This is a genomic window from Mesotoga sp. B105.6.4 (assembly GCF_002896535.1).
Lineage (GTDB): Bacteria > Thermotogota > Thermotogae > Petrotogales > Kosmotogaceae > Mesotoga.
This window is the reverse complement of sequence record NZ_JWIM01000043.1, coordinates 15,627-39,414: the sequence shown is the minus strand read 5'-3', so window position 1 is coordinate 39,414 and position 23,788 is coordinate 15,627. Positions and strand designations below refer to the sequence as shown.

20 protein-coding genes are annotated in these 23,788 nt (G+C 45.7%); 12 read left to right on the top strand and 8 right to left on the bottom strand.

What is annotated here, in order from left to right; translation table 11 throughout:
- Positions 1-37 precede the first annotated feature (37 nt).
- Positions 38-817 carry a GNAT family N-acetyltransferase gene (locus tag RJ60_RS09345; protein WP_102819024.1) on the bottom strand — a complete coding sequence of 260 codons (780 nt, stop codon included), beginning with the start codon at positions 815-817 and terminating at the stop codon, positions 38-40.
- Positions 818-959: 142 nt separating this feature from the next.
- Here RJ60_RS09345 and RJ60_RS09340 point away from each other — a divergent pair, with 142 nt between their 5' ends.
- The 5 genes from RJ60_RS09340 (at position 960) to RJ60_RS09320 (ending at position 6,689) form a co-directional block, all read left to right on the top strand.
- Positions 960-1,595 (top strand): 4Fe-4S binding protein, encoded by a 636-nt coding sequence (locus RJ60_RS09340; protein WP_102819023.1) that lies wholly within the window; start codon positions 960-962, stop codon positions 1,593-1,595.
- A 150-nt stretch (positions 1,596-1,745) separates the two neighbouring features.
- Positions 1,746-3,965 carry a PAS domain-containing protein gene (locus RJ60_RS09335; protein ID WP_102819022.1) on the top strand — a complete coding sequence of 740 codons (2,220 nt, stop codon included), beginning with the start codon at positions 1,746-1,748 and terminating at the stop codon, positions 3,963-3,965.
- A gap of 87 nt (positions 3,966-4,052) precedes the next feature.
- On the top strand, positions 4,053-4,460 hold the full coding sequence (gene tnpA / locus RJ60_RS09330; RefSeq protein ID WP_102819021.1) for an IS200/IS605 family transposase: 408 nt from the start codon (positions 4,053-4,055) through the stop codon (positions 4,458-4,460).
- Between the two features lie 4 nt (positions 4,461-4,464).
- A complete protein-coding gene (locus RJ60_RS09325) occupies positions 4,465-5,556 on the top strand; it encodes an RNA-guided endonuclease TnpB family protein (protein ID WP_102819020.1) in 1,092 nt (363 codons plus the stop codon).
- A 170-nt stretch (positions 5,557-5,726) separates the two neighbouring features.
- A complete protein-coding gene (locus RJ60_RS09320) occupies positions 5,727-6,689 on the top strand; it encodes an HD domain-containing phosphohydrolase (protein ID WP_258006253.1) in 963 nt (320 codons plus the stop codon).
- A gap of 118 nt (positions 6,690-6,807) precedes the next feature.
- On the opposite strand, the gene RJ60_RS09315 is transcribed toward RJ60_RS09320, so the two are convergent.
- From RJ60_RS09315 to RJ60_RS09300, 4 genes are read right to left on the bottom strand one after another with little or no spacing between them, the layout of a single operon-like run.
- Entirely contained in the window at positions 6,808-7,740 is a 933-nt protein-coding gene (locus RJ60_RS09315; protein ID WP_102819018.1) for a hypothetical protein, read from the bottom strand.
- Position 7,741: 1 nt separating this feature from the next.
- Entirely contained in the window at positions 7,742-8,821 is a 1,080-nt protein-coding gene (locus RJ60_RS09310) for an ABC transporter ATP-binding protein (RefSeq protein ID WP_102819017.1), read from the bottom strand.
- Positions 8,822-8,825: 4 nt separating this feature from the next.
- Positions 8,826-10,520 (bottom strand): iron ABC transporter permease, encoded by a 1,695-nt coding sequence (locus RJ60_RS09305; RefSeq protein WP_102819016.1) that lies wholly within the window; start codon positions 10,518-10,520, stop codon positions 8,826-8,828.
- A gap of 59 nt (positions 10,521-10,579) precedes the next feature.
- Positions 10,580-11,560, bottom strand: a complete 981-nt coding sequence (locus RJ60_RS09300) for an ABC transporter substrate-binding protein (RefSeq protein WP_102819015.1) — start codon at positions 11,558-11,560, stop codon at positions 10,580-10,582.
- Positions 11,561-11,843: 283 nt separating this feature from the next.
- Between RJ60_RS09300 and RJ60_RS09295 the strand changes: the two genes are divergently transcribed.
- Both RJ60_RS09295 and RJ60_RS09290 read left to right on the top strand, forming a co-directional pair.
- Positions 11,844-12,710 (top strand): MurR/RpiR family transcriptional regulator, encoded by an 867-nt coding sequence (locus RJ60_RS09295; RefSeq protein WP_102819014.1) that lies wholly within the window; start codon positions 11,844-11,846, stop codon positions 12,708-12,710.
- Between the two features lie 158 nt (positions 12,711-12,868).
- Entirely contained in the window at positions 12,869-13,774 is a 906-nt protein-coding gene (locus tag RJ60_RS09290; protein WP_102819013.1) for an isoaspartyl peptidase/L-asparaginase family protein, read from the top strand.
- Here the strand turns inward: RJ60_RS09290 and RJ60_RS09285 are convergent.
- Positions 13,771-15,162, bottom strand: coding sequence for an MATE family efflux transporter (locus RJ60_RS09285; protein WP_102819012.1), 1,392 nt, complete (start codon positions 15,160-15,162; stop codon positions 13,771-13,773). The two genes, RJ60_RS09290 and RJ60_RS09285, sit on opposite strands and share 4 nt — an antisense overlap.
- 276 nt (positions 15,163-15,438) lie before the next feature.
- On the opposite strand from RJ60_RS09285, the gene dctP reads away from it, so the two are divergent.
- Positions 15,439-16,914, top strand: a complete 1,476-nt coding sequence (gene dctP, locus RJ60_RS09280) for a TRAP transporter substrate-binding protein DctP (RefSeq protein ID WP_103134543.1) — start codon at positions 15,439-15,441, stop codon at positions 16,912-16,914.
- A 358-nt stretch (positions 16,915-17,272) separates the two neighbouring features.
- Here the strand turns inward: dctP and RJ60_RS09275 are convergent, their stop codons facing one another.
- Entirely contained in the window at positions 17,273-18,205 is a 933-nt protein-coding gene (locus RJ60_RS09275; protein WP_102819010.1) for an MBL fold metallo-hydrolase, read from the bottom strand.
- 14 nt (positions 18,206-18,219) lie between these two features.
- Positions 18,220-18,840 (bottom strand): cyclase family protein, encoded by a 621-nt coding sequence (locus RJ60_RS09270; protein WP_102819009.1) that lies wholly within the window; start codon positions 18,838-18,840, stop codon positions 18,220-18,222.
- Between the two features lie 176 nt (positions 18,841-19,016).
- Between RJ60_RS09270 and RJ60_RS09265 the strand changes: the two genes are divergently transcribed.
- From RJ60_RS09265 to RJ60_RS09250, 4 genes are all read left to right on the top strand, one after another.
- Complete coding sequence (locus RJ60_RS09265) at positions 19,017-19,394, top strand: hypothetical protein (RefSeq protein ID WP_103134542.1); 378 nt, start codon at positions 19,017-19,019, stop codon at positions 19,392-19,394.
- A gap of 139 nt (positions 19,395-19,533) precedes the next feature.
- Positions 19,534-20,436, top strand: coding sequence for an HD-GYP domain-containing protein (locus tag RJ60_RS09260; RefSeq protein ID WP_103134541.1), 903 nt, complete (start codon positions 19,534-19,536; stop codon positions 20,434-20,436).
- Positions 20,437-20,607: 171 nt separating this feature from the next.
- A complete protein-coding gene (locus RJ60_RS09255) occupies positions 20,608-21,552 on the top strand; it encodes a pyruvate kinase (RefSeq protein ID WP_102819007.1) in 945 nt (314 codons plus the stop codon).
- Positions 21,545-23,698 (top strand): Tex family protein, encoded by a 2,154-nt coding sequence (locus RJ60_RS09250; protein ID WP_103134540.1) that lies wholly within the window; start codon positions 21,545-21,547, stop codon positions 23,696-23,698. Before RJ60_RS09255 ends, RJ60_RS09250 begins: the two co-directional genes overlap by 8 nt.
- Positions 23,699-23,788: the final 90 nt, after the last annotated feature.

The following is a 23,788-nucleotide window of genomic DNA, read 5'->3' as shown; positions in this document are numbered from 1 at the left end:
GGGTCAAGTAGGTCTAGTAATCGATTTCTAAATGAATCTATGGTTTCTTGAATCTTAGCGTCTTTAACTCCCCGATCTCCCTGAATCCAAGTCGATTGTAGATTCTACCCGTATCAGGATTGTCGTAGAGCAGACAGGGAGTCTTTCCTTCGGCAAGGAGATCCCCGCAGAGTCTGGATACTACTGCCGATGCCAGGCCTCGCCCTCTATGGTCCTTCCTAGTCGCAACTGCAATGATCATCGCCATATCGCAACTCTCGGAAGTACTGGCAGCCGTAGCCACGATTTCGCTCCTATCTTCAATTATATATCTTCGAGTGCTTCCGTCTCTCAGTGTGGCCATGAAAGACTCTTCTTCCGTAGCATGAAACTCTTCTACTGAGCAAAGAAATTCCAGAAGCTTTGTGGCATCCTTCATCGTTGCTCTTCTCACTTCGAATACAGACTCGACAAGGTTGGGTTCCTTCATGACGGCAAAACGCAGAGCGTCCTCTTCCTCACACATCTCACTAAGATACGGAGCCATTTTGTCTATCCCGTAGACGCTTCCGGTAAGCATCATTGCCCGAACATCCCTCTTTATGATACCTGCAGCTTCTCGAAAATCCATTCTACTGGAATCGGCTAGAATGAAGAACTTGTAGTAACGAAGGAGGACACCTTTCGGGTCGTCTAGATCTCCATCGAGGAATATCTCCATATGCTCTGAATCGGAACTCGTATTCTCGATATCTCCAATAATGAACATGTTGAACTCCTTGTTTCTGTACAGAAAAGGTAGGAGTCTCTTCCATTCACTTCCTTCGATCTTCTTCAAAGAAACACCCCCCGCATTTACGGACATATAGAAGACTATACCAGCTTGAATTCGATTTCGACTGATAATACCGAGTTCGTGACTTATGTCACGTACTTGACTCTCTGTTTGCTATAGACTCTGAATGAAAGGAGAGATGATTATGTCTAGCAAGAAAGCTGCAACACTAAGAGTGATCGTGGAGGTCCTTTTTCTCGCTCTCTTCGTATTCTTGCTGCGAAACAGGGATTTGCAGAGATGGTTCTTGGTATTCGGCGTCGGACTTCTGGGCGCTCTCTTTCTGGGGAGAATCTATTGTGAATGGATCTGCCCCATGGAGACCCTGTTCAGGCCAATAGACTGGTTGTATGCGAAATTGAGGCTGAAGAGGCTAAGAACGCCGGCGATATTCAAGAACGGCGTATTCAGATGGGCGATTCTGATACTCTTTGTGGTGCTTATGATTTCGGTTAGGGTTTTCAAAATCAAGATCAATCTCCTTCTTTACATCACAGCGTTTTCGGTATTGGTTACTCTGATATTTGAGGAGGAGTTCTGGCACAGGTATATATGTCCCTTTGGAACGCTATTAACGTTTTTCTCGAAGAAACCGTTTTTCAGTATGAAGGTTGACAAACCTTCATGCGTATCCTGCGGAATCTGCCAGAAGGTCTGCCCCGTTAGCGCCATCGAAAAAGAGAGTGATGGAATGAAGATAGACAATTCAGAGTGCCTCGTTTGCCTCAAGTGCAAGGAAAAGTGTCCTAAACTGTCAATAACATACTCTAGATCCGAGTGATTGAATACCCATAGTAGTGATGCCTTCTGAAACACTTACTTACCGTCCCGCACTCTTCGGGGCGGTTATTTTCGTTGTCATCATAACCTTTTGTTGTCTGGCTGTTTAATGCTAGAATGATTCTAGACTACTGCAGAGCGAGGCGTTTATGTGACGATTGAAGAAGGTAGCGACAAGCTGGAGAAATTCGTCTTCGCTCTTCAGGAGCGAATGAAAGAACTGGATTGTATCTACAAGATCTCCAGCGCGCTTCACGGATCCTCGACAGCAAATGAAGCTGTCAGTCTGCTAATTGATCAGCTTCCCAAAGGATTCAGGTTCACCGATCAAGTATCTATAAGAATCGAATTCAACGGGAGTATCTGGAATTCTGGAGACAATTGGTCGAACGAAAGGGCGATCTCTTCCGACATAGTCGTAAATGGAAAGAAGATGGGAGAGGTAAGTATATCGCTTATCAACGAATCACTCTTCAAAGATGAACCTTTCCTGAAAGAAGAGAGGAAGCTACTCTTATCCGCGACTTCGGTTCTTTCAAATACCCTAGAGAGAATCTCGATTCAGGACGATATGAAGGACAGTCTAGAAAGGTTGACTTTTGCAATAGACGCCTCGGAAGAAGGTGTGTGGGATTGGAATATCAAGACCGGTCACGTTTTCTTCTCAAGAAGATGGAAGGAGATGCTGGGTTTCTCTGATGAAGAGATCTCCAGTAGCGTAGAGGAATGGAAGAAGAGAGTTCATCCGGAAGATCTCGCTGAAGTGGAGTCTCTTCTGGAGAAATGCCTTACTGGCAAGACACCCAATTATCAGCTGGAGTATAGGCTTATTGGGAAGGACGGCTCGTCTGTCTGGGTTCTCGACAGTGGAAAGGTAGTATCGAGGAACAGTAGCGGCGAACCCTTGAGAATGGTCGGGATCCATACGGATCTAACACAGCACAGAGCGGCCGAAATGAGACTCCAAAGGCTTAACAAGTTGCTAACACTGATGTTAAGGGCAAATGAGTTCTTGGTTCATGCAAAGGAAGAAGCATCTCTTCTCAATGGACTTTGTGATATCGTCGCCAAGATTGGAGATTTCCCGCTTGCCTGGGTAGCTTTTAAGAGGCCCGGAGAAAAGACTCTTGACCCGGTTGCCGTCAGCGGAAAGGCAAAGGACTATCCGTTTGAAGTTGCAATTACCTGGGATGAAAGCGAACTGAGCAGAAGTGCCATAGGAAAAGCTATTAAGACCGGAATGACCGTTATTACCAGAAGCATTGATCGTTCCCCCGATTATCTGCCTTGGAAAGACACTGTTTTGAAGTACGGGCTGAAAGCCTCGGTTGCAATCCCTCTTTTAGTCGATAAGAGGGTAATAGGCAGCCTGGTGATTTACTCGGAGTATGAAGACGCTTTTGATAGCGAGGAAGTTCGACTCTTGGAGGAGCTTGCTGAAGACATCTCATTCGGCATTTCATCAATGAGAATTGAAGCTCAGCTAGAACACCAGAGCGGAGTTCTTTCCTCAATTAGAAGAGTTAATCGTCTGATCGTTACCGAAAATGATATCGATGATCTCATAAAGAAGAGTGCCGAGTTGATGACCGGCTCCAGAGGGTTTGAGAGATGCATGATTCTGTTGACCAATAATGGGGACCTTTCAAGCTGGGCCGCCTCGGGCTTCAGCAGATCTCAACTGCTGGAAATAGAATCCAGTTTAGAATCAGGTCATATTCCTCCCATGCTGAGAGAGGCAATGGAAAGGGAAGGCGTTATTTCGATCGGAAGTAAGGAATACCACGAGAAGTGCTTGACATTTAGCGACTCCGGTGATCTTGCGGTGTTTGCAAAAGGCTTAAGAGTTGCTGACAACTGCATGGGGGCCATGGCAGTTGTCATTAAGGCAAGTTTCTATCTTTCAAAGGAAGAAAGAGACCTCTTCTCCGAAATAGTCGACGATATCTCTTACGCAATCTGCAAGCTCAAGCTTGAGAAGAACGAGAAACTTCTCCAGAGAAGATTCTCTCTGTTCATGGATAGACTTCCCGGAGCAGTATTCATTTCGGACAGCAATTTGAGAATGACATACTTCAACGATTTTGCAAGCAAGATGTTCGGGTTCAAGGACGACTGGATTGGAAGAGATCCGAAGGAAAACTACCCCGGAAAGCTAGGCAGAGATATACTTGACGACGACCTGCGAACTCAGAATGGAGAACAGATAGTGAGGGAAGAAAGGATTATGGCTGCCGACGGTCAGGAGAAGATCCTCTATGTACAGAAATTCCCCATACCTTCCGAAGGCGACAAACCGATGATCGCCGCTATCGCTCTGGACATTACCGAAAGTGCCGTAAAGCCCCTTGCTTCAGCTATGGGGATATGAGGCACAACCGATTAGAAAACTCGATGTTTTTCAATCGGCTTAATTCTTCTATTTGTATCAGATAGTGTGATATGGTCTAATACATGTATGAACACTAAATTTAAGTCGAACAACAATGTTGTACACTCTTGCAAGTACCATATAGTCTGGTGCCCTAAATATCGTAGGAAAGTTTTGGTTGGTGATGTAGAACTACGATTAGAGGAGTTGATTGTAAGTATCTGTGCCGAACGTCAAGCAGAAATCATCGAAATGGAAATCATGCCTGACCATGTTCACTTGCTTGTCGAAGTAGACCCGCAATATGGAGTCCATAAACTTATTAAAGCAATTAAAGGTCATACTTCACGGATACTTAGGCAAGAATTCAAACACTTGACGACGAAATTGCCTACACTTTGGACAAACAGTTATTTTGCTGCTACAGTAGGCGGTGCGCCACTTTCCGCAATTAAACAGTATATCGAAAGCCAAAAAACTTCGCAAAGGAGGTGAAAAAGTGCAAATCACCGTCAAAATTAAATTAGAGCCGACTAGAGAACAGGATACTCTTCTTCAAGCAACAACTCAAGAATACATCCGCTTGGTCAACCACATCGTAGCAGACTTCGTAAAATCCGATACACCCCTTAAATATACTAGTAAAACCGTTGTTGCGGAGCTTCCCAGTGCAGTAAAAAACCAAGCGATACAAGACGCTAAAAGCGTTTTCGAAAAGTATAAAAAGAATGTTTGTGCCAATGCCAGATTAAAACCAGAAGACCAGAAAGAAGTCAGAGTGCCAATTCTTAAAAAACCTGTTGGAATCTGGAACAACCAGAACTATTCTCTAAAAGAAAATATCCTGTCGTTTCCTGTATTAATTGCCGATAAGTCTAAACGTATTGAAGTTAAAGCAGTGCTGACCGACTACCAACGGGAACGGTTAAACGGCAAACTCGGTAGTCTTCGTATAACTCAAAAATCAGGTAAATACATAGCCCAAATAGCCGTAGAAATGGATGAAGAACAGTCTAAGACCAGTAATAAAATCATGGGTGTGGATTTAGGTCTTAAAAATCCTGCTGTAGCCGTTGTGGAAGGAGGAAAAACCAAATTCATTGGTAATGGCAGACAAAATAAATTTATCAAGCGCAAACATCGTTCAGTACGGCGAAAACTCGGCGAACTCAAGAAGCTCAAAGCTATAAAAAAACGCCACGACAAGGAACAGCGCTGGATGAAAGACCAAGACCATAAAATCAGCCGCCGAATTGTTAATTCTGCGAAAGAAAATCATGTTGCAGTTATTCGTATGGAACGCTTGACGAATATCCGCAACACGGCAAAAACAAGCCGCAAAAATGAGAAGAATTTGCATACTTGGAGTTTCTATCGACTGGCAAAGTACATCGAATACAAGGCAATTCTGGCAGGAATTAAAATAGAATACGTTAATCCCGAATATACAAGCCAGAAATGCCCGAAATGTGGTAAACGCAACAAAGCCAACGATAGAAAATATGTGTGCGGTTGCGGATTTAAAACCCACCGGGATAGGTTGGGAGCGATAAATATTATTTCCGCAACTGTGGCAGATGGTGTAGCGTAAGCGATAGTCTGCCAGCCCTAGGAGCTGATATGCTCTGCCTAGGGACGGGCTGATGGCACAGCCCTGAACTTGGGGTCATACTCCGATACCAGAAATGGACTTCGGTTTAATCACCCAAGAATCCCCTGCCTTTACGCATGGGGAGTGTCAAAAGTCGAAGGATTGCCGAAATGGCCCTTAAGAGGCTTGGGAGTGTCATAGATCTCTCGTTCAACGAGATGTATTTGTTCGACCCGGACTCATTGCGTTTCCTTCAAGCGAATAGAGGGGCTACGGAAAACTCGGGTTACACTCTTGATGAACTGCGTAAAATGACTCCTCTGGATCTGCAACTTAAGATGGATAGAGGAGTTTTTGAGGAAGTTCTGAACAGACTCAAAAAAGACCCGATGTCCTATGAAGTCTTTGAGACCGAGCATGTCAGAAAAGACGGAACTGCCTATCCCGTGGAAGTGAGACTTCAACTACATGAAGACGAATATGAGCGTGTATTCGTCGCGATCGTTCTAGATATTACCGAAAGAAAGAGATCAGAGGAGTCGGTTCAAAGAAGCCTTGAATCACTAATAAACACACTGTCATCTCTTGTCGAGGCGAGAGATCCATACACTTCCGGCCATCAGAAACGGGTGAGTGAGCTTTCAGTTGCTATTGCCCGAAGACTATATTCAGATAATGATAAATACAAGGACATTATCGAATCGATTCGAGTTGCCGCGTTGCTTCACGACATAGGAAAGAGTGCGGTACCGACAGAAATACTGACAAAGCCCGTGAGACTTAACGATCTCGAGTATCACCTTGTTAGAGAGCATTCTGCAAAGGGTTACGAAATACTTAAGGGAGTCTATTTCCCGTGGCCTATAGCGGAAATAGTGTTCCAGCATCATGAAAGGCTTGACGGCTCGGGTTACCCTCGAGGACTTAAGGGAGACGATATTAGAATTGAAGCCCGAATAATCACCGTAGCCGATGTTGTTGAAGCTATGTCTTCACACAGACCATACAGAGCTTCGCTGGGAATGGACAAGGCCCTTGAAGAGATAATCCAAAACTCGGGCAAGTATTACGACAGAAAGGTCGTTAATGTTTGCCTAGAAGTCTTCGACGAGGGATTTGAGTTCAAATCCTAAAGCTCTGATACTCTCTCAAGAATGAAGTTGTTCGTTGTTGATTCCTCGCCACCTGCCGAAGGCAGCTTTGCGTCCCCAGAGGCTTTTCTGTGCCTTGGCTCTTTCCCCAATGGATCTTCTAAGAGAACCTCCGGTCAAGATGCTTCAGGTATGTCTTCACAGCTGAAGAGGTGTTCTTCAGCACTTTACGACTTATTCGGTCAAGTTCGCTTGTATCTTTACAAGCAACCAGATTGTCATAGTAATCTTTTGAGCACTCTATTCCGGAAAACATCGGCGGGTCCTCGTCGAGCAAAGTCTTGATTGATCGCTCGGTCTCGGGAAGAAGCCGCAATGCTTCCCTTCTCGTTGTTTTAGCCACGACTTCTAGGGATTTTGGATCGTTGGGCTCCGCGGTCTTGATCTCTTCAATGTACGTACCGTACTCTCTCCAAAGCCGGTAGCCTAAGTACCTGTCGTGGAATTTGTGGAATGTGCTTATCTTCTTGAACTGCCTCTTGTATAGAAAAGGAATCTTGAGTACTTCGAAGAGGGTCCCCGGAGAGGTGTGGTACGGGGTTCCGCAGTCCTCGAGATAGTGAATGGCACGGGCCGCAAATCTCAGAGCCCAGTACCTGTCACCCTTTTGCATAGCTAGTTCGCTCATTTGATCGAAATGAAGGAATCTCTTTGTCACTTCGCCAAAGCGAAGTATGATGTGAAACTCTTCATGTCGCCACGCTCCGCTGCTTCCCACAAACCTTTGCAGGGGAGAAAGCTTCAGGTCTCTATCCATTCCAAAATCAGGTTCATAAGAGTAAACGGTCATTATCTGCCAGGCGGGGGCTTTGCCCTCGATCGGCAACGAATTCTCGAAGAAATCCAACCGCAACTCTTCGTCCGAATCGGAAAGGTACTGTCGCCCCAGATAATCTTCGAAGCCTCTCTCTGAAAGACTGTAAGGGCCTGGGTCTTCTTCTTCATAAGTATAAGGCGTAACCTCTACTTTCTCAGAGAGAAAGCCCTTGCGCCTATCCAGACAGTAATAGGTCAGAACATCATGACCATCCATATCAGCTCTTTATGACCCATGCACTTTTCTTTGAGAAGAAAAGTTCGGTTTCCTTGCCTACAACGGGAAACTTTCTTTCAATTGGGTTGAAAGTCACTGCGTTCAACCTCTTTCCATCCGGAAGCTCTATCTCATATTCAACATTCGATCCGAGGAAGACATACTTCAAGACCTTCCCATTAAGAATATTGATCTTGTCTTCTTCCCTGTCAGAAAGGGACTCCGGTCTCAATACTATCCTAACACTGTCTCCGACAGCGAATTCACCTCCCTTACTGCCTACAAACCTCTTTCCCAGAGAGCTGCACAACACGGTCACTGAGTCGCCGTCGACAGATTCCACTTCCCCGTCGATGAAATTGACCCGTCCGATGAAATCTGCTACAAAACTGTTCTGTGGTCTGGCGTAGATATCAAACGGACTTCCTATTTGCATTACTTTTCCGTCGTTCATTACCACAATGACATCGGAAATACTCATCGCCTCTACCTGGTCGTGAGTAACGTACACACTGGTGATGTCAACCTCTTGCTGTATTCGACGGATTTCGAGCCTCATCGATTCCCTCAATTTCGCATCGAGATTCGAGAGCGGCTCATCAAAAAGAAGAACGCTCGGCTCCATAACAAGGCTTCTCGCCAATGCAACTCTCTGCTGTTGACCGCCGGACAGTTGATCGGGTCGTCTCTTTTCAAGACCCTTAAGTCCCACCAGGTCTGTCATCTCCCGTATCTTTTTCTTCATGGTTTTCTTATCAAGTCTCTTCAGCTTCAGACCAAAAGCGATATTCTCCTCCACAGTTAGGTGAGGGAAGAGAGCGTAACTCTGGAAGACCATCGAAATGCTCCTCCTATTGGGAGGCAGGTTTGTGACGTCCTTCCCATCCAGCAAAACTCGACCATTTGTCGGAACTTCGAACCCGGCAATGATTCTCAATGTGGTCGTCTTTCCACATCCCGAAGGACCCAGGAGTGTTACAAGCTGCCCCTTCCCGATTTCTTGATCGAAGTCGTCAACGGCGACTGTTTCTGTACCATAACTCGTGAAGACTTTTCTAACATTTCTCAGAATCAGACTCATGTAATCACCCCTGTCCCGCCGTTCCACCGCTGGATAGACTAATTTTGTTCTTCAGGAAGATCTTCAATATAAGAATGAAGCTCATAATCATACCGATCAACAGCACAGAAAAGGCACATGCTTCCGATAGACGTCCGGAATCACTCTGACTCAGTATCTGAACTGTTATCAGGTTCCATCTGGCCGAAACAAGAAATATCGCCGCGCTGATTGCAGTCATCGCCCTTACAAAGGCAAAGACTAGAGCGGAGAAGAAGGCCGGCATAATAAGGGGCAGCGTCACTTTCGTGAAAACCTGCCTGTTATCTGCTCCAAGTGTATATGCCGCCTCTTCGATCGCAGGATCTACCTGGTTGAGCAAAGCAACACCCGACTGTATTCCAACGGGTATATATCTGAAGACGAAATTGAGAACGAGTATTGCCAAAGTACCAGTCAGCTGCAACGGAGGCTTGTTGAATGCAAGAATATAACCTATTCCGATTACTGTTCCCGGAACTGCGAAACTTAACATTGAAGTGAATTCCATTACTCTTCTTCCGGGAAAGACTTTACGAACCAGAAGAAACGCGATTATCATGCCAAGAACGGCAGATATCGGTGTGGATGTGAAAGCAATAATGAGAGTGTCCTTGATTGCTTCCAGTCCAACATCAAAGACGTATCTGAAATTCTCGAGGGTGAAGGTGTTGTTCATCCCCCACGCCTTAACGAAAGCTCCCCAGAATATAGTTGCATAAATAGTCAGCGTGAAGACCGCAATTAACATACATAGGGAGAATAGAATCCATTTCACCGGTTTACTGACGCTTTTCAGGACGGAAGTCGTCGGTTTCCCTGTAACCGTGACGTACTTCTTCTTCCCCACCCAGTACTTCTGGATTACGAATGCCACTATGGAAGGGAATAGCAACCAGACCGCGAGGGCAGCGCCCCCTCTAGTATCAAACATTCCGGTTATTTGCAGGTATGCCTGAACTGAGAGCACGGGAAATTTGCTGCCTGCAAGAATCAAAGGATTTCCAAAGTCGGCGAGCGATTCTATGAATAGAACGAGCATTGTGCTGGCAATACCCGGAACCGACATCGGAAGAATTACTTTCCTGAAGGCCTGCCATCGATTTGCACCGAGATTGAAGGCGGCATCCTCAAGTGTCGGACTGATGGTTCCTATAACGCCGTCCAATGTGATGAAGGCAACCGGAAAAAAGCAGACCACCTGGGCCATCATGAGACCCCATAAACCGTACACCGGGAAATTCCTGATCCCGAATATCCCGGCGGTAATGATCCCGTTGAATCCGAATAGCATTATGATAGAAAGTGCGCCAATAAACGGTGGAAAGACTATCGGCAGAACGGCAACGGTTCTGAAAAAGCCCTTCAGCGGAATATCCGTTCTGTTAAGAGTGTAAGCAAACAGATACCCGACAAGCATTCCGAATATTGCCGTAAGGCTAGCCACCAAAAGGCTGTTGAAGAAGCCCTGCCTCATGTATCGATTCGAGAAGGCGTGGCTGTACGCGCTCAGGTCAAATCTGCCCTCCTTGTCGGTCATACTGACCGCGAAAACCCTGAATAGGGGATAGACAATGAATATTGCCAGGGCAGCGAATATCAGGACTATTATCAAAAGCAGAACTGGATCCCTAAGAAGATTCAGAAACCTATTTTTTGCTTCTTCTCCCCTTATAGCCACAGGACGACCTCCTATTAAAGAGGGGGATTTCTCCCCCTCAAAGCAAATCTAAGTGATCGTTAGTATGGAAGCACTTCGTTAATCCATCTTTCGATAAGTCTGGTCTTGTTTTCTGCAGCCCAGGATGGATCTACTGAAACAAGGTTAATGGTCGAAAGAGGCTGCAGACTGCCGAAGTCAACATCTGGCCTGATCGGGTAGAAGAAGGTTTTTTGATCAACCACCTGCTGCTGACCGGCTTTTGACACAACCCAGTCAATTAACTTCTGGGCATCGGTGAGATTCCTGGCACCCTTTAGAATCGAAACGGATGCCACTTCGTATGGTACGCCCTCCTTAGGGAAAACCACGGTGACGGGATATCCCTGTTCCATGAACTGGAAGAAAGCAGGGGTGAACTGAATTCCAAGCGCAACCTGACCGGGGCCGACGGCCTTGGAGGGTCCAGTTCCGCTCTGTGTGTAGGTCTGGATGTTTGGAGCGAGATTTTTCAGATACTCGAAAGCCCCGTCTTCACCGTAAATCTTCACAAGACCAGTTATCAGACTGTATGCAGTTCCTGAAGACTGTGGATTTGGATATTGTATCATTCTCCTGTATGAAGAATCAAGGAGATCTTCCCATGTTTCCGGTACAGAAGCTTTGATCTGCTCAATAACTGAAGTGTTCACTCCAACGCCAAGAGGATTCATGTAAATCGGGTGATAATAGCCCTCAACATCATAGAATTCTGGAGATACACCGTACACGCTCAGTGTCCTATAAGACTGCGTAAGTCCCCTTTCCTTTGCAATAATGTGATTTTCCAAAGGAGCCCCAAACCAAACATCTGCCTGTGGATTGTTTGATTCTGCTTCGATTCGTGCAAGCGCCGGCCCGGATGAAAGAAATACGAAATCTACCTTGACTCCGGTCTCCTCTACAAATGCGTTCAATATCTTCCTTGCATTTGCCTCATCCACACTGGAATAAACCACCAGGTTTGAAAAGGCCGCTGCTACTAACATCAGAGAGATCGTAAGGATAAGAACTCGCTTCATAAATCCACCTCCTATTAGTGTAGCTATATTCTATCATCATGAACTGCTAAGTAGAATGTTTCCAAACTAATTCCTACAGACCTTGATCACATCAAATCTACCAAATCATCTCTCACGAAATTGAGCATCGAGATCAAGCTTTGACAGTTCACCGATCATCTCAGTTTTTTCCAAAAATCAGCGAATACAGTTATGAAAATATAGTTTCACTATGCTATTATTATGAAAAGATAGTTTCATAAAATAAGTGATTAACTAATTCCTTGCCGAAAGGTTGATAACAATGGTATCCGAAGAAATAGCGAAAATAAAAGATGGTTTATCGCCAGCTTACAAAAGGATAGCAACCTATATCCTCAAAGAATACTCGCAAGTGGGATTCATGTCCATTGAAGAACTCAGCTCTATGGCCTGCGCTAGCAAGGCATCTGTAGTCAGATTCTCTAGGCGTCTCGGTTTCTCGGGATTCAATGAACTGAAAAAGGCTATCCAGCGCGAACTTAGAAGAAGGCTATCTCCGTATGAAAAGATCGCAACGACAGAACTTGACATGGCTCCGGTGGAAAACCAGTTGAAATTGCTAAGACAGAATGAGATCAACAATCTCAAAAACACTCTGTCCGGGATCAGAGAAGAAGAGCTTCACAAATGGGTGGACACTATAAGGACAGCCAGGAACATCTATTTCGGGGGCTTTGGCGCTACAAGACACGTGGTTTCGTTGATGCGGTACACAATCTCCGTTCTCCAGCGGAAGCCGACCTGGTTGTTGTCGGGATCGGTCTCCGACTTTTCCTTCAAAATAAAGCTTATGGAAAGAAATGACGCTCTGATAGTTATGACCTTTCCTCCATACTCAAAAGAAGTGGGATACATGATCGACTTTGCACGTGAAAGAACCGCAAGAACTCTGCTCGTTACAGATTCCATTGACTGTCCGGTCTATTCAAAAGCCTATTCGTCGATTTTGTGCGAGAACAACTCACTTCTGTTTGGCAATTCCTTCGTCGGACCCGTTGCAGTAGCGGAAATGATAGGGAACTTCATCATTCTAAGCGAGAAGAAGACCGGCATGGAGGAGATGAGAAGGTTGTTTGAGGTAGAGGAGAGAGGTTACAAGGCAATAAGTACTGAAGGAAAGAGCAAGTAGTTTCATCGCTTGTTTGTGAAGGCTCTAATTTGTGAAAAGAAAAAAGGAATCGAAGAGGGAAATTGACTTAGCCCACCGCGGCATCTGAATTGCTTTTTAAAGAGGAGTGTTCTTGTTTTCATCAAGGAAGATTCTATTGCCTGAAACGAGGTGTTTGCATGAAGGCCATCATTGTACACGGCGGTACCGGAAGCTTTAGTAGCGTAATAGACGCCGATGAACACAGAAGAGGAGTCGAAGAGGCTGTCAAGCAAGGATTCTCAACTCTTCAGAAGATGAACAACGCAGAAGAAGCCGTTGTTACCGCCGTGTCCGTGATGGAAGAAGATCCCACCTTTAACTGTGGCAGGGGATCGGCGCTTACTTATCGCGGCGATATAGAAATGGATGCTGCGATAATGGACAACAACCTAAATGCGGGGGCGATTTCCGGACTTAAGAGAATTCTCCATCCCATAACGGTGGCACGGGCCGTCATGGAGCAAACCGATCATGTTTTGCTTGCCGGAGCCGAACTGGAGGAATTCGTTACAGTTCTAGGGTTTCCTAGGGAAGATGAACTGATCGTTCCGAAAAGACACCTTCAGTGGAAAGAAGAACTTGAAAAAATCGCCAGAGGCGAGAAGACTAGATTTGGAAAGAGCGTCAAGCTGGCAAAACAAGCCGAGAAATATCACTCTACCTGCGGCGCGGTCGCACTAGACGACCACGGAAGAATGGTCGCCGGAACATCCACGGGCGGAATGATGATGAAAAGTTTCGGTAGAGTGGGAGATAGCCCCATTTTGGGAGCAGGAACCTATGCGGACTCATTCGGTGCAATCTCCGCAACGGGTCATGGAGAAAAGATCATGAAGCTCACACTGAGCAGGCTGGTCGCCTTCTTCATGGAACAATACCCCGCTCAAAAATCCGTAGACATCGCTCTCGAGAGAGCCAGATACTTCAACTGTGAATGTGGACTCATAGCGATCGACAGATATGGGAACATCGGAATTGGTCACACTGCCAAAGATATGTCTTGGGCCTTCATAAGAGAAGGGAATTCACCTGTAATCTTCTAGGTGTAACTAGCCCCCTGTTCTTCCACGGGAAGCTCTCTACTCTGCGACTTGAGTTTTCTAACGATCATGAATGCAAGAATAGCCGCAATGAAAAGTGTAAAGAAATCTGCAACTGTTTGAGAATAAATCACTCCGTTGAGTCCGAAAAACCTTGGCAAGACAATCACTGCGGGAATCAAGAAGAACCCCTGCTTCGACATCGAAAGGAAGCCAGCCGCGAAACCTTTTCCAAGTGCCTGGAACAAAACTGTGAAGGTTATCACGAAGCCGGATGTGGGAAAGAAAATGTTTACCGCCCTAAAGGCTCTGGAACCCACATCGATGACTTCGGGGTCATTACTGAAGATGCTGATAATCGAACCAGGTATTGTCAACCCGATTATGGCAAAAACCGTTGCAAAGACCGTTGTCACGATCACCGAAAATCTCAGAGCTTCGAAAACTCTCGAAACCTTCTTTGCGCCGTAATTATAGCCAGCAACCGGTTGAAATGCTTGACCGTATCCGAATAGAACCATCATGCCCAACATAAGAACCCTCATTGTTATTCCGACGGCCGCAACGGCGTGGTCCCCGTAGTTTCCGGCGGCGTTATTCAACAGTGCAACGGCGAAACTGGACAGGGATTGTCGCAAGAATGTCGGAAGCCCAATTTTGAAGATTTCTGAGTATATCTGAAGAGAGAACCTGTACAGCCTTATCGATAGAGTTGTGTAACTCTTCTTACGAACGAAGTACTCGAGGATTATAATCGTCGAAACAGACTGAGATATTACAGTTGCGACGGCCGCTCCAGTTATTCCCATTCCAAGGCCAAATATGAAAACCGGATCGAGAGCGACATTCAGTAGAGCTCCCGATACCATGGCAACCATGAATCTCTGGGCGTTACCCTCCGCTCTAACTAGGTTGTTCATGGTCATATTCATCATGGTGAAGATCGATCCCATAATGATTATCATTGTGTATTCCCTAGCATATTCCATTATTGTCTCAGTTGCGCCAAAAGCGGTCAGGAGCGGGTCCAAGAATATCAATCCAAGCAATGTAAAGGCTATCCCGGTCGCCAGACTCGTAAATAGAGCCGTAGATGCCGCTTTATCGGCCTGTTGCTTATCTCCTGCACCGAGCAAACGCGAGACATACGAAGCCGCTCCCACGCCATAAGTCAGACCAACGGCTCCAATCAGATTGAATATCGGAAAAGCGACTGCAACTGCGCCTACGGCGCTTGTGCCTATCCGCCCAATGAAGAAAGTATCGACTAGATTGTAGATAGCATTTGTCAACATTGCAACGATTGAAGGAATCGAAAGACCGACGAGCAGAGAGGGAATCTTCATCGTCCCCATTGCCATGGCTCTTTCTTCAGAACTCCTGAATCTCAACTGAAACCCTCCAGCATAAACGAAAATCCACTCTACTTCATAATACACCAAGCTAATGAAGTTATTTGTCACGCTAACAATACCCTTGAATAGCAGATCTCAAAAAACTGTTCTTGAGCAAAGTGTTCCCATCAAGTTCGAGGCAAATGTACCCCTTCAGCTGCTATTTCGGGGTTTATACTCTCGTTGCGATAGGAAAAAACCGATGGTATATATCGCCCTTACATAAAGCGATCTAACCGATAAGAGGCCTCATTGGCCCGAGGAGGAGATTACATGAGAAGAATGAAGTTAATATCAGTTTTTCTCTTAGTCTCAATAATAATGCTTAGTGTATCCGTTTTTTCCGAAGAACCGATAGACGAGATGTACGAACCTAATGTTGAAGAGACAGTCGAAGAAGATTCCCTGAAAAAAGAAAACATGGAGGCGAGAGGGTTCTACCTGGAGGAAGAAGTCAACGAATCCTACGTTTTCGTGGTGAATGTCCCCTCTGTCAAAGATAATGCAAACAATCTAGAGTCACTCACTTTAGAAAACATGGAGGTCAGAGGTTTCTACAGAGAAGGCGAAGAATACGAAGATCCCTCATTCTACTATTTCGTATCTTCGGTTTCTTCTTTCAAGTATGAAGAAGACAATACAGACCCAATCACTCTGGAGAATATGGCCGCAAGAGGATTCTACAGAGAAGGGGAGGAAGAGGGGGATCCCTCATTCTACTATTTTGCATCTTCTGCCTCTTCATCTAAGGAAGAATCTGAACCCGTAGAAGCAGTCGACGGCTTCTACAGTGAATGTGAGGAAGAAGAGGAGTACAGCGTATTCATAAGCGCCTTTACCTCCGCTCCCTTGGATGATGTGAAAGTTAAGGCGATGAAGGTCTTCGCAAGCACCGTAAACACTCTCAGCAAAGGAGACATCTACGTCAGGATCTTTCATACTAATAACCGTAGTTCCAAAGAACTTCTTTCCGGTGTAATCAACGGAACGGAATTGATGGCATTTGATTGTAACCTGTGCACGATATCTGACTCTCTGTTTCTGCCCGAACTCTCGATTTTCACAGCCGCTTATCTCTTTGAGGACCTGGAACACATGGACAGGGCAACGGATAGTGAAATCATGGCAGAGATTTTCGACAGAGTTGCTGCCACGGGAATAAGAGTCCTCGATAACTGGTATTGTGGAAGCCATCAGCTCTTTCTGAACCAAACCATAGGAAGTATGGAAGAGTCTTCAGCACTTGCGGGGCTGAAACTCTGCTCAAGCTGTTACCCCGGATCATATGACGCCTGCAAAGCTCTTGGTGCAACTCCCGTCTATATGGGTCAGAACACTTTAAAGGAAGCAATGAGCTGTGGTGCGGTTCAGGGTGCTGAGATGCTTCTTGAATGCATTACAGCTGAAGAATGCATCGATTCGATAAAGACCGTAATACTCACCGGACATCAGATAGAATCGATCAACCCGGTAATTAGCGAGGCTACATGGAGGATGCTGAACGACAAGCAGAAGAACTGGATTCTGGAGGCGCTGCACATAGCGAGATCATACATGGAAACGGAAGTTCTTGCACGTGAAGCCAAGATAATCGGAGAACTCGCCCAGAAATACGGTGTCCAGGTCTTGGTACCATGTAAGGCCGGGTTGCTACAACAGGCGGCAGCCTACTATTCCCAGAATCGTTTCTCTGCCGTGTGGGGTGAAGATACATACGTCCGAATACATGCAGCCTCGGAAGGGATGTAACTCAGCAATCAATGAAGAGGATACTCTGCAGATTCGAGATACTTCTCTAGAGTAGTTTTACTATCTGATCAAGCTTCCCTTCACTCGTTTTGAACGTTTGAGGGGCAGTAATTTAATACGACCAAGCAAAGACATCCGAAAGATACCAGTCATGGAAAAGAGATCATGAAAGCGTTCACTTGTCCGGGATATAAGATCACTACTGGTTTATTAACCTTTGCTCTCGTTTCACCTTGCAATCGTGAAGTACATAATCAGTCCCACAACCGCCGTGATACCTATAATTAAAGGAATAATCGAAAATCCAAACATTCTCACCTCCATCGAATTCATTTGCTGCTAAGTATTCTACTCTCTTTCATTCCAAAGCTTTCCTGCTATTCAACAGCTCTTCATATTGGGGCCAGATCTCTTCAAGTCTTTCAGAAGGAGTCTGTCGGATCAATCTCGATTCAAATTTCAAAGATTCCCTTTCCACTCCAAGCATCTGCCAAAACTCTCTCTTGAACTGCACGAAGTCAAACTTCTCGCCAAGCATTTTTCTTGCGATATCTTCATAATGCAGAAAGTCGAGATACTTCGTGTTGAACAAATGTGTCTCTTCGCCTTCTTCAACGTCTATTTCTTCACCAAGGAAAAGAGCCTTCAGATACTCTAGATTGCTTCTTATAAGATTCCCAGCGACGATGCCAGAGTGTCCGGAAATAACTGTCTGACATGACGATTCAAGTATAGTCTTCAAACTCTCCATGAACGTGATCAGATCGTTCCAAAGAGTAAGTGGCAGAGGATCTTCCACAAGATCTCCCACGAAGACCACCGACTCTCTTCTATCCAGACATATTGAAGAACACAGCGTATGCCCGGGCATATAACGAAACTCTATGTCGTCATCTTCAAAGACTAGTCTATCGCTGAAGGTAATGCCGGGAAGTCTTTTCAAAACTTCTCCGTCTCGAAATCTCTCTAGATTTTCGAAATCGTAATCCCATCTCTCTTCCATTCTTCTCCTAGCAAATTCATGAGCCACGATTTCGCACCCTTCGAATGCTCCGTTTCCCCAGATGTGGTCATAATCCGAATGTGAGTTGAAGATTACAAGATCCTTTCTGGAAGTCTCCTGGATGTAGTTCTTGACAACACTCATGGATCTGTTCCCCAGAAACGTGTCACACAAATAGAATCGATATCTGCCTTCTATCAAGTAAACGGATGTCTCTCCAGTCATCGGGGAGTCTCCGTCCTGAAAGGTAAACAAAACTCCCCTGCTGCCAATCTGCTGGATCTTCAAAGCTCTACCCTCCTTTATTCTGCAATCGCAAAGACTCGCGCTACAGAGGAGTCGGCATGGATCTTAAGGGGAATCGCAAAGACTTTGATATGCTCATAGTTCGCGATTCTTTCAAACCCCGTGAGGTTTTCTGCGATCAAACAGCCTCCATTGAATAGAATTCTGTGAATATCGAAGGGAAACCTGTCAGGAGAGGATGAATCGAAACCAACAAGCCGGGTTCTCCGCTTAACCAGAAACTCGGCGAGCTCCATCGTCAGATAGGGGTTGTTGACGAAATAATCCTCACTTCCAAAAAACACGTCACGGCCCGTCCAGAACAAGACTATCGCCTCCAGAGGTACTTCTTTTTCATACTCCGACTTCATTCTTATCTCCGTTTCGCCCCTCACGTCCAGTAAAATACCTTTTCCGATGAAGCTGCCGATATCAATCTCGTCAATATATGTGTCAGACTCTGTCAAATGCATGGGTCCGTCAATGTGCGTTCCCGAGTGCATACTTATTCTCAGCCTGTGATTGTTGAACCCATCTTTTGCCAGATGCCTGGATCTGATCAACTCAGTCTCTTCATCGCCTGGATAGACAGCCTGGCCGTGTTCAATTGCTCTGGAAAGATCGAAGAATTTCTCCACAGTCCTCACCTCTCGAACTACATGCTAGTATGAGAATATCACATCTCAGACCGGTTGCAGATCAAGAATCAGATGGGGATGTCGAGAGAGTAATGCTGAGCATATCGGAATATTTGAAATCGATAGATTATATGATATGATTAATACGTTCGAAGAAATTGAGAGGAGGGACACCAATGAGAAAAGGAATTGCCTTAACGCTGTTGCTTCTTCTTGTTTCGGTTTTTGCCGTTGCGGATATCGCTACCTCGGTTGATCTAGCACAAGAGATAGCCAACACTGCAAACGAACAGATTGAGTCGCTGATTGAAGTGGCGGTAGAGAAGGCCGAGAAATTCACGGTGCATTATACTGAAAGAGGGATGTCACAAAACGCATATGAAACCCTAATAGACAATCTAGGCAATGAACTCGCCAGTAAGGCTCTGAGAATTTCTCAGGATGCGATAGCGAGAATCGAAGAGCTTGGTTGCAAAGCCATCTGTTACTATGTACCGGTGAAGCTCGGCTACAAGGTCTTTCTAATAGATCCGATACTGATTATCGACGACTAATCAAGTCATGCGAGTTAAAGTGAGCTTTAGATGCCGTAGTCATCTACGGCATTTTTCCGTTTTAGGCAAACTATGCGTCTTTTGTGATACACTGTACTAGATTATAGTTTTTATTGTGATGCTCTTTTTGGGGGAATAAATGGAAGGGTTCAAAGTCTGCAAATCTAACGAAGCGATCGAAACGGTTGTCCAAAAAAACTCTTCTCTGTCTCTTCTGGCTCACGGCGACGGAGTAGAGATTTCAGTTTATGAACTCAAGTCGGGAGTCGTCACTTTTCTGGATACCTTTGCGGGTGGAGATCTTCTTGAATTCTATTATGTGATCGAAGGAAAGATTTCCTGCAACTCCTCCGATGAAGAAGTTCATCTTGGCCATGGCGACTACTTCTACGCCCACAATCTTAAGGCTCCAGTTGAGCTGAAACCCCAAACGGATGTCAAGCTTCTGCATATTTCTTCAAGACCTTTGTTCAAGCACATCAGCAAGAATATCTCGGTGATGAAGAGTATTCTTTCTCAAGTTGAGATAAAGGACTCATACACCCACGGACATGGGAAAAGAGTCAGAGATGTATCGGTTGCCATAGCAAGAAAGCTAGGCGTCCCTCCAGAGAAGCAAGAGAACATAGCGATGGGAGCCCTTTTCCACGACATCGGAAAGATCAAAATCGAGGACTCGATACTGAAGAAACCCTCAAGATTAACCAAAGAGGAGTTCGAGAGAATTAAGCTTCACCCGGTGTTTGGCTGTCAGATGGTAAAAAACAGCTTTCTAGAAGATACTCACGACATCATCAGACATCATCACGAACGCGTAAATGGCTCCGGATATCCCGACGGATTGAAGGGAGATGAAATATCGCTGGAGGCCAGAATAGTAGCTGTAGCCGACTCATTTGACGCAATGACGTCGCGAAGACCGTACAGAGATGCAATGAGCTGCAAGGGTGCTCTTGAGGAACTGAAGTCCCAGGCGGGCACCCAATATGATCCCGAGATTGTGAGCGCTCTTGAGAGCTGCATTCGGGAAGGACTTGTTTAGTCTAATATCTTGCGTATTGAACGATCCCGTATTAGCCGATAACTACCTCAATTTCCCACCTACCTGATGTAAGAAAGAGCCATCATTATTAAAGATTCGGTAGCTTCATCTTCCTCAAAAGGCAGAGGCCTCAAATGGTGTTACTGATATAATTCAGTAGAGGTGATCAGTATGGGAGCGTTTTCGATCGTTGTTACAATAAGTGACAGGAAACTACTCAAGTCTGTAGAGTTGGCCGGGGCTTCGGCGATAAGAATAAACTCATCACATGTGACTCTTGAGGACCTCCAGAAGTTCGTGTCTTACTACGAGGATATCTGCTCGCTTCCATTGTATATTGATCTCCAGGGAGCAAAGCTTAGACTATCGCGCAGCCAGCGGGTAATCGAACTAAAGGCCGGAGAACAGGTGATTCTGGGTAGTAAATGTTCGGAACTCAGGGGTATACTGATAGACCCGAGATCTTTGTCATATCTCTCCCCGGGGATTAAAGTCTCCATAGAAGATGGCAGAATAGAACTTCAGGTGCTAAAGACGGAAGCCGATTTCGCAAGAGCTATGGTCCTGAGAGGAGGAACAATAAGACCTTCCAAAGGAATGAACATCTCGCCGCACCCCATAAATCAGATCGAGCTCTCATCGAGAGACATAGAAATTGTGCTGACTACTAAGAAATATGACTTCATAAGATACGCTCTTTCATTCGTCTCAAGTCCAAGTGAAGTAATCGAACTGAAGGATCTTTCCGGAAGAGCTGTGGCATCGAAGATCGAAAGGGAGCTACCCTTCTCGAAAATCGAGGAAATCTCCGCTTCAAGCGACGAGCTCTGGTTATGCCGCGGAGATCTCGGTGCGCAGCTGGGGCCGAGAGGGCTTGTAGACTTCTATGACTATTTTTCGGCAAATATTAATGATCTTTACAAGCCGGTTCTGATGGCAGGGGAGGTTCTGGAGCACATGGTAGAGCACCCTTTCGCTACGAGGAGTGAACTGTGCCACTTAAAGGACGTTCAGAGAAAGGGGTTTTCAGGTGTCGTCCTCTCGAATGAAACTGCTTACGGTTCCTTCCCTATTGAGACAATTAAGACCGTTCTGGAGGTTACTTCGGATGAATGAGATAATATTGGACATCGCCAACTCGCTGGCTTTACCAAGATGGAAAGTAGAAAACGCAGTCGAACTGCTCGAAGAAGGAAAGACGATTCCATTTATCGCTAGATACAGAAAGGAAAAGACTGGAGAGTTAAATGAGATACAGTTAAGAGAGATTTCCGATGCTCTCGAGTATGCGAAAAAACTGAGTTCCAGAAAAGATGAGGTTCTTAGGATAATCGAGGAAAAAGGAAAGCTTACTGATGTGCTGGAAGCAAGCATCAAAGGAGCAAAGAATCTTCAGTTAGTTGAGGACCTCTATCTTCCCTTCAAATCAAAGAAGAAGACCAGAGCCGACAAGGCAAGGGAGAAAGGGCTCCAGCCTCTAGCGGATTTCCTTAAATCTTCGAGAATCAAAGATGAGGTTTTTGTCTTCACTTTCATAAATGCAGAACAGGAAATCCTCAAGCTCGAAGATGCACTCGAAGGAGCCAGAGATATACTTGCCGAAGAATTCTCTCAGGAAGTGGCAGTAAGAGAAAAGCTAAGAAGTCTACTTAAGGAGAAGGGGATAATCAAGAGCTCCCGAACGGAAAAGGAGGATGAGCGTGAAGTCTACAGAGATTACTACAACTTCTCTCAGCCAATATCAAGACTGGTAGCCCATCAAATTCTCGCTCTTTTCAGAGGAGAGCGCGAGGAGGTTATTTCGCTGAAACTGGAGCTCCCGTACGATATCCTTCCAACTTTGAGAGATCTCTTGGGATGGAGAGACTATCTCGCCTACTATGAAGAGTTGATTGAGGCTTCGGTCGATTCCTTCTCCAGACTTCTCATGCCCTCGATAGAAAGAGAAGTGAGAAATCTGATAAGAGAAGAAGCAGAAAGCAGGGCAATCCATGTATTTGCCAGAAATCTGAGAGACCTGTTTCTTCAGCCTCCTCTCGGCGAGAAGGTGGTAATGGGTGTTGACCCCGGTTATAGGACCGGGTGCAAGCTTGCAGTCATCGGAAAGGACGGTTCCCTTCTTTATCATGACGTGATCTTTCCCACCCCTCCAAAGAATGACTACGTCGGTTCATCGATGAAAGTTGTTCAGGCGATAAACACGTTGAATGTCGAGCTTATATCTATAGGTAATGGCACGGGGTCAAGGGAAACCGAACTCTTCGTGAGCAGGCTGATTAGAGAACACAATCTTCCTGTCAAGTATATGATAGTCACCGAGTCGGGCGCATCTGTCTATTCGGCTTCAAAAGTCGCAATTGAGGAATTCCCGGATGAGGACGTAACAACAAGGGGGGCTATATCGATCGCCCGAAGAGTTCAAGATCCCCTCGCCGAATATGTGAAGATTTCGCCTGAAGCTATTGGAGTAGGTATGTATCAGCACGATGTAAATCAGTCAGAACTGAAGAGGACCCTCGACAGAGAGGTCGAGTCCGTTGTCAATCTTGTAGGAGTCAATCTCAACACTGCATCGGAGCACTTATTGAAATACATTTCCGGTCTGAACTCACGGGCCGCTCTGAATATCGTCAAATACAGGGCGGAGAACGGTTCTTTCAAGAACAGGAAGGAGCTCCTGGAAGTCTCCGGTCTGGGTCCAAAGGCCTTCGAGCAGGCAGCTGGCTTCTGCAGAATAATCAATGGCTCGGAGGCGCTAGATGGGACTTCCGTTCATCCAGAAAGTTATCGGATCGCCGCGGATATCCTCAAGATTGCTGGCTTTGACCCTGAAGAGCTCTTCACGAGAAAAGAAGAAGTCTCGGCAAAACTGAACGAGATAGATTTGGACGCCTTTGCTAAGGAAAGGGGATTCAATTCAATAACTGTGAGAGAAGTTGTGGGCATGTTGAAAAAGCCGGGTTTGGACCCCAGGGAGGAACTCGAAAAACCGATCCTTAGAACGGATGTCCTTTCCATGGAAGACCTGTCCACCGGCATGGAACTGGAGGGCACTGTTCGAAATGTCGTAGATTTCGGAGCCTTCGTTGATATAGGAGTCAAACAGGATGGGCTTATTCACAAGAGCAAGATGGGAAGGATGGTTAGAGACCCTCTCGAGGTATTGAGCGTAGGCCAGATTGTTAAGGTAAGGGTCCTGGAAGTCGACACAAAGAGAATGAGGATAGGGCTTGAACTGCTCACAAATGTCAGCAGCACATGATCCTCATAGGCTAAAGAATTCGTGAAGTCCTTCACTGGAATCTGATCTCTCTCGCCACTGAAACTCCGAATCTCGAAAGAAATCTCTCTA

Bases quoted from the DNA above. Each gene is read 5' to 3' on its own strand.
- RJ60_RS09340 (WP_102819023.1), top strand. From the start codon at position 960: ATGTCTAGCAAGAAAGCTGCAACACTAAGAGTGATCGTGGAGGTCCTT.
- tnpA (WP_102819021.1), top strand. From the start codon at position 4,053: ATGAACACTAAATTTAAGTCGAACAACAATGTTGTACACTCTTGCAAG.
- RJ60_RS09320 (WP_258006253.1), top strand. From the start codon at position 5,727: ATGGCCCTTAAGAGGCTTGGGAGTGTCATAGATCTCTCGTTCAACGAG.
- RJ60_RS09315 (WP_102819018.1), bottom strand. From the start codon at position 7,740: ATGGATGGTCATGATGTTCTGACCTATTACTGTCTGGATAGGCGCAAG.
- RJ60_RS09310 (WP_102819017.1), bottom strand. From the start codon at position 8,821: ATGAGTCTGATTCTGAGAAATGTTAGAAAAGTCTTCACGAGTTATGGT.
- RJ60_RS09300 (WP_102819015.1), bottom strand. From the start codon at position 11,560: ATGAAGCGAGTTCTTATCCTTACGATCTCTCTGATGTTAGTAGCAGCG.
- RJ60_RS09295 (WP_102819014.1), top strand. From the start codon at position 11,844: ATGGTATCCGAAGAAATAGCGAAAATAAAAGATGGTTTATCGCCAGCT.
- RJ60_RS09290 (WP_102819013.1), top strand. From the start codon at position 12,869: ATGAAGGCCATCATTGTACACGGCGGTACCGGAAGCTTTAGTAGCGTA.
- dctP (WP_103134543.1), top strand. From the start codon at position 15,439: ATGAGAAGAATGAAGTTAATATCAGTTTTTCTCTTAGTCTCAATAATA.
- RJ60_RS09265 (WP_103134542.1), top strand. From the start codon at position 19,017: ATGAGAAAAGGAATTGCCTTAACGCTGTTGCTTCTTCTTGTTTCGGTT.
- RJ60_RS09260 (WP_103134541.1), top strand. From the start codon at position 19,534: ATGGAAGGGTTCAAAGTCTGCAAATCTAACGAAGCGATCGAAACGGTT.
- RJ60_RS09255 (WP_102819007.1), top strand. From the start codon at position 20,608: ATGGGAGCGTTTTCGATCGTTGTTACAATAAGTGACAGGAAACTACTC.
- RJ60_RS09250 (WP_103134540.1), top strand. From the start codon at position 21,545: ATGAATGAGATAATATTGGACATCGCCAACTCGCTGGCTTTACCAAGA.